The following is a 9,750-nucleotide window of genomic DNA, read 5'->3' on the forward strand; positions in this document are numbered from 1 at the left end:
CCTTCGTTGCAGCATTGCTACGTCGAAAGGCCGCAAGGCTGCCCTGGTCGCTTGTTAGGCTGGGACGCCGGTACGCGCTACCTCCAACAGATCGATGCCGGTCAGCGTTCTAAGCGGCAGCCCTGAGGTTTCTGTCCAATCCTCGGCCCTGGCCATGAATCCAAACGACAAGCCGGTTGGCGTCTCGACGTCGAACCAGCCCAAGGGCCGTCTGCGACTATGCTCACGCGGCCGCATCCAGCCCCTGCGCCGGCACATAGTTGAGGATCGGACCGAGCCAGCGCTCGACCTCGGCAAGCGCCATGCCCTTGCGCCGCGCATAATCCTCGACCTGGTCGCGTTCGACCTTGGCCACCCCGAAATAATAGCTCTCGGGATGCGACAGGTAGATGCCGGACACGGAGGAGCCCGGCCACATCGCAAAGCTTTCGGTCAGGCTGACGCCGGCATTGCGCTCGCCGTCGAGCAGGCGAAACAGCGTCGCTTTCTCCGTGTGATCGGGCTGCGCCGGATAGCCGGGCGCCGGGCGGATGCCGCGATAGGGTTCGCCGATCAGCGCGTCCGGCGCCAGAGCCTCGTCCGGTGCATAGGCCCAGAAGTCCTTGCGCACTCGTTCGTGCAGGCGCTCGGCGAAGGCTTCGGCGAAACGGTCGGCCAGCGCCTTGACCATGATCGACGAGTAGTCGTCGTTCGCCCGCTCGAAGCGCTCGGCGATCACCGCTTCCTCGATGCCAGCGGTGACGATGAAGCCACCGAGATAGTCGGCCTTGCCGCTGTCGGCAGGCGCAACGAAATCCGACAGCGCGACGTTCGCCTTGCCGTCGCGCTTGGTTAGTTGCTGGCGCAGCGTGAAGAAGGTCGCCAGCTCCTGCGATCGCTTATCGTCCGTGAACAGCCTGATATCGTCGCCGACGGTATTCGCCGGCCAGAAGCCGATCACGCCCTTCGGCGCGAACCATTTTTCCGCGATGATCTTTTTCAGCATCGCCTGGGCGTCCTCGAAAAGCTGGCGTGCCGCCGGCCCTTGAGCCTCGTCGTCGAGGATTTTTGGATAGCGCCCCTTCAGCTCCCAGGTCTGGAAGAATGGCGTCCAGTCGATATAGCGCGCGAGCTCGGCCAGATCCCAGCCTTCGAAGATTTTCAGGCCGAGGAAGGACGGCTTCGGCGGCTCATAGGCCGACCAGTCGATCCTGTGGGCATTGGCCCGCGCCTTGGCCAGCGGCAGGCGCTGCTTGTCGGCTTCGCTGCGCGCGTGCGCATCGGCAACCTTCTTGTACTCGGCACGGACGTTGTCGACATAGCCGCCCTTGGTCTCGTTCGACAGCAGCGCCGACACCACGCCGACCGCGCGGCTGGCATCGGTGACGTAGACCGTCTGGCCCCTGGCATAGCGCGGATGGATTTTTACCGCCGTGTGCACACGGCTGGTCGTCGCGCCGCCGATAAGAAGCGGAATGTCGAAACCTTCGCGCTCCATCTCGGCGGCCATGTGCGCCATCTCGTCGAGCGAAGGTGTGATCAGGCCGGACAGGCCGATGATGTCGACCTGTTGCTCGCGCGCCGTCTGCAGGATCTTCGCCGCCGGCACCATGACGCCGAGGTCGATTATCTCGTAATTGTTGCAGGCGAGAACCACGCCGACGATGTTCTTGCCGATGTCGTGGACATCGCCCTTCACTGTCGCCATCAGGATCTTTCCGGCGGTCTGGCGCTCGCCGGTGTCGACGCCGTTGGCGGCGTTCGCCAACTTCTCCGCCTCCATGTGCGGCAGCAGGCCCGCCACCGCCTGCTTCATGACGCGGGCGGACTTCACCACTTGCGGCAGGAACATTTTTCCCGCGCCGAACAGATCGCCGACGACATTCATTCCTGCCATCAGCGGACCTTCGATGACATGCAGCGGGCGCTCGGCGGCAAGGCGCGCTTCGTCCGTGTCCTGGTCGATGAATTCGGTGATGCCGTTGACCAGTGCGTGCGAAATGCGCTGCTCGACCGGCCAGTCGCGCCAGGCGAGATCGCGTTCCTGCGCCTCCTTGCCCGCCGTGCCCTTGAAACGTTCGGCGAGTTCCAGCATGCGTTCGGTCGCTGTGCCGCCGCCCTTCGGCTGACGGTTGTTGACGACATCCTCGCAGGCTTCGCGCAGGTCCGGATCGATGGTGTCGTAGACGGCAAGCTGCCCGGCATTGACGATGCCCATGTCCATGCCGGCCTGGATGGCATGGTAGAGGAACACGGCATGCATGGCCTCGCGCACCGGCTCGTTGCCGCGGAACGAGAAGGAGAGGTTCGATACGCCGCCCGATATATGGACATGGGGAAGCGTCGCGGTGATCTGCCGTGCGGCTTCGATGAAGTCGACGCCGTAATTGTTGTGCTCGTCGATGCCGGTGGCGATGGCAAAGATGTTCGGATCGAAAACGATGTCCTCGGGCGGAAATCCCGCTTGCTCGGTCAGCAGCTTGTAGGCGCGGGTGCAGATTTCGACCTTGCGCGCCTGCGTGTCAGCCTGGCCGTCCTCGTCGAAGGCCATGACGACCACCGCCGCGCCATACGCGCGGACGAGCTTCGCATGGTGCAGAAAGGCTTCCTCGCCCTCCTTCATCGAGATGGAGTTGACCAGCGGCTTGCCCTGCACGCATTTCAGGCCGGCTTCGATGATCTCCCATTTGGAGCTGTCGATCATCACGGGAACGCGGGCTATGTCAGGCTCGGCGGCGATCAGGTTGAGGTATTCGACCATCGCCCTCTTCGAATCGATCAGGCCCTCGTCCATGTTGATGTCGATGATCTGCGCGCCGTTGGCGACCTGATCGCGCGCCACGTCGAGCGCGGCGGCATAGTCGCCCGCCGTGATCAGCTTCCTGAACTTGGCCGAGCCGGTGACATTGGTGCGCTCGCCGACATTGACGAACGGAATTTCGTCGGTCAGCGTGAACGGCTCGAGCCCCGACAGGCGCATCTTCGGTTCGACGACGGGAACAGCGCGCGGCGGATATTTCTTCACCACTGCCGCGATGGCGCGGATGTGGTCCGGCGTCGAGCCGCAGCAGCCGCCGACGATGTTGACCAATCCGTCGCGCGCAAAATCCTCGATCTGCGCAGCCATGAATTCCGGGCTCTCGTCATATCGGCCGAATTCATTGGGCAGGCCGGCATTCGGATAGGCACAAACAAAGGTGTTGGCGACGCCCGAAATCTCGTACAGATGCGCGCGCATGGCTTTGGCGCCAAGCGCACAATTGAGGCCTATCGTGAACGGGTTGGCGTGACGGACCGAATGCCAGAAAGCCGTCGGCGTCTGGCCGGACAGCGTGCGGCCGGACAGGTCGGTGATCGTGCCGGAGATCATGACCGGCAGATGCACGTCCTTCTCGATGAAGATCTCGTTGCAGGCGAAGATCGCCGCCTTGGCGTTCAGCGTATCAAAAATGGTCTCGATCAGGATGATGTCGGCGCCGCCGTCGATGAGACCGCGCAGCTGCTCGCCATAGGCAAGGCGCAATTCGTCGAACGTCACCGCACGGTAGCCGGGATTGTTGACATCCGGCGACATCGAGGCGGTGCGGTTGGTCGGTCCCAGCGCACCGGCGACGAAGCGACGCTTGCCGTCCTCCTGCTGCGCCCGCACCGCTGCCCTGCGCACCAGCCGTGCACCGTCGCGGTTCAGCGCGTAGACCGCGTCCTCCATGCCGTAATCCGCCTGGGCGATGGCGGTCGAGGAGAAGGTGTTGGTTTCAAGGATGTCCGCGCCTGATATGGCGTATTGATAGTGAATCTCCTCGATCGCTTGGGGCTGCGTCAGGATCAGCAAGTCGTTGTTGCCCTGCTGATGGCAGGCGCAATCGACGAATTTGTCGCCACGGAAGTGGTTCTCGTCGAAGCCGAGGCCCTGGATCTGCGTCCCCATGGCGCCGTCGAGGATGAGGATGCGTTCGCGCGCCGCCGCCGTCAGTGCTGCAAGCACTTCCGAACCGTCTGGCTTGGCCGCGACGGGGCCAAACAGGTCGTCCAACGATGAAGGGTTTTGCGACATATTTCGTCCTCGGGGCGACAGTCGCGCCTAAGTCACATAAAGACATCTTTATGTCAATATACGCTATTCGGCTGCTGCTGTCACCCCTGTCGCCAGGGCACTGCCTGCCGGCGCTACACCGCCACCTTCGCCACCACTGCCGCTCTCAGCAGCATGCCGAACAGGTCGCGTGGCTCGTCCGGATCGGCCAGCATGTCGAGTTCCTGGTAGAGGCCAGTCGAGCGCAACTGGTCCCTGATATAGCGCAGCGCGGAAAAATCCTCGATGGCGAAGCCGACCGAATCGAACAGCGTGATCTGGGCCGGGTCGCGCCGGCCTTGTACGACGCCGGTGATGACCTGCCACAGCTCGGTCACGGGATGGTCCGGAGCAAGCTGCTGGATCTCGCCCTCGATGCGGGTCTGCGGCGGGTATTCGACGAAGATGTCGGAGCGCAGCAGGATATCGCGATGCAGTTCAGTCTTCCCCGGACAATCGCCGCCAACCGCATTGATGTGCACGCCCGAGCCGACCATGTTGTCGGTGAGGATGGTGGCGTACTGCTTGTCGGCGGTGACGGTGGTGATGATCTGCGCCCCCTCGACGGCTTCTTCGGTGGAGCGGCAGGCGACCATGTCGAAACCAAAGCCAGCGAGATTGCGGATGCACTTTTCCGTCGCCGAGCGGTCGATGTCGAAGAAGCGCAATTTGCGCACACCCAGCAAGGCCTTGAAGGCCAGGGCCTGGAATTCCGCCTGGGCACCATTGCCAATCAGCGCCATGCAGTCGGCGCCGGGCGGCGCCAGATGCTTGGCCGCGAGCGCCGACATCGCTGCGGTGCGCAGCGCGGTCAGGATGGTCATTTCCGACAGCAGCACGGGGTAGCCATTGTGGACGTCGGCGAGCATGCCGAAGGCGGTCACGGTCTGGCGGCCCTCGCGCATGTTCTTGGGGTGGCCGTTGACATATTTGAAGCCGTAGACCTCGCCGTCGCTGGTCGGCATCAGCTCGATCACGCCCTCGGCGCTGTGCGAGGCGACGCGCGGCGACTTGTCGAAGGCCTCCCAGCGGCGGAAATCATCCTCGATATAGAAGGCGAGCTCGGTGAGGAAACGCTCGACACCGATTGCCAGCACCAGTTTCATCATGTGGTCGACGCTGACGAAAGGGACGATGTTGAGATTGGGGATCATTTTTGTCCTTGCCCGCATTCTTGCGACGGTCAGTCCTTGCGATGCGCGTTGTGCGCCTTCATCATCGTCGCCAGTGCCGGATCGCTCCGCTCCAGCGTGCCGATCGCGGCATTGGTGTCGTAGAGCCGCTCGTCCTGCCCCACCTTGAACTTGGCCTCGAGCCGTTCGATCGGCAGGTCGAAGCCAAGGATGTGCGGTATGCGCCGCTCCATGCCGCCCGGCCCGAGCTCGCGCATGCGCCAGCGGTCGGCGCGGTCCTTTTCCAGCACGTCGACGAGCCGCAAGAGGTGCCGGGCGGTGGCGTGATCGTCGAGTCGCGCCGGCCGGCCGTGGCAATGGACGACGGCGAAGTTCCAGGTCGGCGCGCTGTCGCGCACCGGGTTGCGCGGATACCAGGACGGCGAGATATAGCCATGCGGCCCGTGGAAGATTGCGATCGTCTCCCGGCCCTCCGCAATCAACGCGCTGTGCGGGTTCTGCCGGGCCAGATGCGACACCAGCGTGCCGTTCGCTCCCCGCTTTCGGTCGAGCACGATAGGCAGATGCGAGGCGACGAGTCCCTCCGGCCCTGACGTCACCACCGTGGCGAAGGCCGCCGCCTCGATCAGGCCGAAGACGTCGTCCTGCGAGAGCGGCGCGAATTCGGGCTTGGTGTACATTATGGGGCTAGTTCCTCGACATGAGTGATCTTGATAGTCGCTGCCGTGCTGGCCATCTCCAACGTTCGGGATTGGCCGAGGCTTCTCCAACTTCGTCATCCCTGGGCGAAGCAGGAGCGGAGCTCCGTCGCGGAGACCCTGGGATCCATGCCGTAATCTTGGCCGAAGGGCGCCGCGGAGCAGAATTCTGCACCGTAGCAGCGCTCTGAAGTCGCGGCATGGATCCTGGGGTCTGCGCCGCGTCGCTTCGCTCCTTGCTCCGCCCCAGGATGACGAAGCGATGGGTGTTTTCAGCCAATCTCCAAGGCTTGCGATCTGCCAACGTAAGCACTATCCGACCTTTCAGAACTTTTGCACTAAGGAACTAGCTTCTCTGCACGCGCACCGCCGGGATCAGGCCTTGCGGCCGCACCAGCAGCACGGCGATGACGCCGGAGAGCACGATGGCGTCGCGATAGGGTGCGACCGCCGCCGGCAGTGTCGCCTGCAGCAGCACTTCGATGATACCGAGCAGGAAGCCGCCGGCGACAGCACCCGGCAGGCTGCCCAGCCCGCCGACGACGGCGGCGATGAAAGCCTTCAGCACTGGGGTAAAACCCATCAGCGGGTCGACGGAGGCGCGCTGCGCCACCCACAGCATTGCCGCCAGGCCGGCCAGCAGGCCGGAGAGCAGGAAGGCGGTGGCGATGATGCGGCTGGCCGGGATGCCCATCAGCCGGACGACATTGAAATCCTCGGCCGCCGCGCGCATCGCCGTGCCGGTCACGGTGCGGCGCAGGAAGAGTTCCAGCGCAATCAGGGCCAATGCCGAGACGACGATGGAGATGCTCGGGCCGACACCGATGGTGAAGTCGCCGAAAGAGAAGGCGCCGGTCATCCAGCTAGGCATGGCGACAGCCTGCGGCCGGGCCGAGATGCCGTTCTGGAAGACGACCTTCAGCAGGCTCGAAACGGCGAAGCTGGTCAGAAGCAGACTGGTGACGCTGGCGCCGCGCATCGGCCGGAAGGCGACGCGTTCCATGGCAACTGCCGCGAGCGCGCCGCAGGACACGGCGACGAGCACCGCCGCCGGAAACGGCAGACCGAAAACCAGCGCGGCAAGCAAGGCATAGCCCGACAGTGTCATCAGCTCGCCATGGGCGAAGTTGATCAGGCCGACGATGGAAAAGACGATCGCCAGCCCCAGTGCCAGCAGCGCATAGACGCCGCCGAGGCTCACCGCATTGATGATCTGCTGCGCGATCATGGTTCAGGCTCCGAGATAGGCTTGGCGGACAAGGTCCGAGGTGGCGAGCTCCTTCGCGGTGCCCGATAGCACCACCTCGCCATTGGCAAGCACGATGGCGCGGTCGGCGATCTCCAGCGCCAGCGCCACGTTCTGCTCGACCAGAAGGATGGTCAGGCCGTTGCGGCGGAATTCGGCGATCAGGTCGAAGACGGTGTCGATCAGCTGCGGGGCAAGGCCGAGCGACGGCTCGTCGAGCAGCACCATGCGCGGTTTGCCCATCAATGCCCGGGCGATGGCCAGCATCTGCTGCTCGCCGCCGGAGAGATTGCCGCCCTTGACGCGATGGTAGCGCCGCAGAATCGGAAACAGCTCCAGCATCTCCTCTTCGCGCGCCCTCGCCTCCGTCGCCGGCAGGTGCATCGCGCCGCCGAGACGCAGATTGTCGGCCACGGTCAGGCCAGCGAAGATGCGCCGGCCCTCCGGCACCAGCGACACACCCTTGCGGGCGATCGCCTCCGGCGCCAGGCCGGTGATGTCGACGCCGTCGAAGACCACTTTGCCTGATACAGCAGGCACCAGCCCGGCGATGGCGCCAAGCGTCGAGCTCTTGCCGGCGCCATTGGCGCCGACCAGCGCGATGATCTCGCCGCTGTCGACGGCGAGATCGACGCGGCGCACCGCCTCGACTTCGCCGTAACGTATTTTCAGGGCTTCGACGCTCAGCATGATGTCACGGCGCCGGCACGTCGGCGGCGTCGGGGATCATGGTCTGGATGTGCTTGCCCTCGCCGCCCTCATAGCGCATCAGCGCCACGGGCCTCAGCGGCATGCGGTCGGTGCCGGCATAGGTGATCTTGCCGGTGATGCCGTCAAAGTCCTTGAGGCCGGCAATGGCGTCGCGGATCGCCTTGGGATCATCGGAGCCGGCCGTTTTGACCGCCTGGTCGAGGATCAGCCCGATCTCGTAGCCATTCACCTCATAGGTCGATTCCGGCGCGTGGCCGGCATATTTGGCGAAGGCGGCGTTGAAGGCCTCCAGCTTGCTGCCCGGCTCGGCATAGCCGGCCGCCGTGTAGACGACGCCGTCGACCAGCTTGCCCAATCCCTTGATGGTCGGTGTGCCGATGGCATCGGCGCCATAGACCGGAATGGTGACGCCGGCGCCGCGCAATTGCTGGATGAAGGCCGGGAAATCAGGCTCGTAGGCGGCCGTCATGATCAGGTCCGGCTGGTCGGCGAGGCTCTTGATGTTGGTGATCTCGGCAGAAAAGTCCGGCTGGCCCATGGTGAAAGTACCGCGGCCGACGACAGCGCCGCCCTTCTTTTCAAACACCTTGCCGAAATATTCGGGCAGGTTGGCGGTGTAGGTGGAATCCGGCGACGTCAAGAGAAAGACCTTCTTCTTGCCTTCGGCGACGGCGAAGTCGGCGACTGCGGTCGCCTGCACATTGTCGGCCGGATAGGTGCCGAACATGACGTCGCCGACCGCGGCGGTGAGCACCGGGGCGGAGCCGCACAGCGTCAATGTCGGAATGCCGAGCGGCTGGGTGAGCTGGCCGGCCGAGATCGAGGGGTCGGCGTCACACGGCGTGATCATGATCTTGGCGCCGGCGTCGATCAGTTCCTGCGCGACGGTGGCGGTCTGCGCCGTGTCGGAGCGGGTGTCCTTGATGATTAGCTTGACGGTGTATTTGCCTGCGAGACCGCCCTTGGCGTTGAGTTCGTCGAGCGCCATGCGCAGACCGGCAAGTGCCGGCTGGTCGTAGGGAGCAAGGCCGCCGGTCTGCGCGGTCGCGGCGCCAATGATGATCTCCTCGGCGGAAGCCGTGGAAACGATGGCGACGGTCGTGCCGAACACCGCTGCATAGAGGGCGGCGCGTTGAAGGCGATAAAGCTTTGGCATGTCGGTTCTCCTTCTGGATTTGTTATCGTTGGCTATGCGGTTTCACTTGCAGGTGTTTCGTTGGCGGGCGTTTCTTGTCCCGTCTTGGCGCGGGCGGTGCGGCTGCCGAGATAGGCGGCGATGACGGCAGGGTTCTTTTGCACTTCGGCGGGCGTGCCGTCGGCGATGACGCGGCCATGGTCGATGACGACGATGCGTTCGCACAGGTTCATCACCAGCCGCATGTCGTGCTCGATCAGGACGACACCGATGCGCCGCTCGGTGCGGACGGCCGAGAGGATGGAAACCAGCTCGCCAGTTTCGACCGCGTTCATGCCGGCGGCGGGCTCGTCGAGCAGCAGGAAGCGCGGTTTCAGCGCCAGCGCCCGCGCCACCTCCAGCCGGCGGCGCTGGCCATAGGCGAGCCCGGCGGCGGGCTGATCGGCAAATTTCTCCAGGCCCATGCGGGAAAGCTCGCGCATTGCCGCCGCCTCGGCACTGGCAAGATCGGGCTCGACCGAGCGGGCGGCGACCACGACATTTTCCAGTACAGTCATTTGCGGGAAGACGCGGATGTTCTGGAAAGTGCGGGCAACGCCGGAGCGGGCGAAGCGGAAAGCCGAGGCCCGCCTCACCGAACCGCCGATCGACACGCTGCCGGCGCTCGGCTCGACGTCGCCGGCCAGCATGTTGAGCAGCGTCGTCTTGCCGGCGCCGTTCGGGCCGATGATGCCGGTGATGCTATCGGTGTCGAAGGCGAGCGTGACGTCGTCGAC

At 64.5% G+C, this 9,750-nt stretch carries 7 protein-coding genes; all 7 read right to left on the reverse strand.

What is annotated here, in order from left to right; translation table 11 throughout:
• Positions 1-223: 223 nt before the first annotated feature.
• Entirely contained in the window at positions 224-4,033 is a 3,810-nt protein-coding gene (metH, locus tag EOC93_RS30695; RefSeq protein WP_127206497.1) for a methionine synthase, read from the reverse strand.
• Between the two features lie 113 nt (positions 4,034-4,146).
• Positions 4,147-5,205 (reverse strand): ornithine cyclodeaminase, encoded by a 1,059-nt coding sequence (locus tag EOC93_RS30700; RefSeq protein ID WP_127206498.1) that lies wholly within the window; start codon positions 5,203-5,205, stop codon positions 4,147-4,149.
• A gap of 29 nt (positions 5,206-5,234) precedes the next feature.
• The gene (locus EOC93_RS30705) at positions 5,235-5,864 is read right to left on the reverse strand and encodes an FMN-binding negative transcriptional regulator (protein ID WP_127206499.1); all 630 of its coding nucleotides are present in this window, start codon (positions 5,862-5,864) and stop codon (positions 5,235-5,237) included.
• 364 nt (positions 5,865-6,228) lie between these two features.
• Positions 6,229-7,110 carry a branched-chain amino acid ABC transporter permease gene (locus EOC93_RS30715; RefSeq protein ID WP_095485717.1) on the reverse strand — a complete coding sequence of 294 codons (882 nt, stop codon included), beginning with the start codon at positions 7,108-7,110 and terminating at the stop codon, positions 6,229-6,231.
• Between the two features lie 3 nt (positions 7,111-7,113).
• The gene (locus EOC93_RS30720) at positions 7,114-7,818 is read right to left on the reverse strand and encodes an ABC transporter ATP-binding protein (RefSeq protein WP_127206501.1); all 705 of its coding nucleotides are present in this window, start codon (positions 7,816-7,818) and stop codon (positions 7,114-7,116) included.
• 4 nt (positions 7,819-7,822) lie between these two features.
• Positions 7,823-8,995 carry an ABC transporter substrate-binding protein gene (locus EOC93_RS30725; protein ID WP_127206502.1) on the reverse strand — a complete coding sequence of 391 codons (1,173 nt, stop codon included), beginning with the start codon at positions 8,993-8,995 and terminating at the stop codon, positions 7,823-7,825.
• Positions 8,996-9,027: 32 nt separating this feature from the next.
• A partial coding sequence (locus tag EOC93_RS30730) for an ABC transporter ATP-binding protein (RefSeq protein WP_164759345.1) occupies positions 9,028-9,750 on the reverse strand: 723 nt, incomplete at its 5' end.

The sequence above is a fragment of the Mesorhizobium sp. M6A.T.Ce.TU.002.03.1.1 genome (genome assembly GCF_003997275.1).
GTDB lineage: Bacteria > Pseudomonadota > Alphaproteobacteria > Rhizobiales > Rhizobiaceae > Mesorhizobium > Mesorhizobium mediterraneum.

Bases quoted from the DNA above. Each gene is read 5' to 3' on its own strand.
- EOC93_RS30705 (WP_127206499.1), bottom strand. From the start codon at position 5,864: ATGTACACCAAGCCCGAATTCGCGCCGCTCTCGCAGGACGACGTCTTC.
- EOC93_RS30715 (WP_095485717.1), bottom strand. From the start codon at position 7,110: ATGATCGCGCAGCAGATCATCAATGCGGTGAGCCTCGGCGGCGTCTAT.
- EOC93_RS30700 (WP_127206498.1), bottom strand. From the start codon at position 5,205: ATGATCCCCAATCTCAACATCGTCCCTTTCGTCAGCGTCGACCACATG.
- EOC93_RS30720 (WP_127206501.1), bottom strand. From the start codon at position 7,818: ATGCTGAGCGTCGAAGCCCTGAAAATACGTTACGGCGAAGTCGAGGCG.
- metH (WP_127206497.1), bottom strand. From the start codon at position 4,033: ATGTCGCAAAACCCTTCATCGTTGGACGACCTGTTTGGCCCCGTCGCG.
- EOC93_RS30725 (WP_127206502.1), bottom strand. From the start codon at position 8,995: ATGCCAAAGCTTTATCGCCTTCAACGCGCCGCCCTCTATGCAGCGGTG.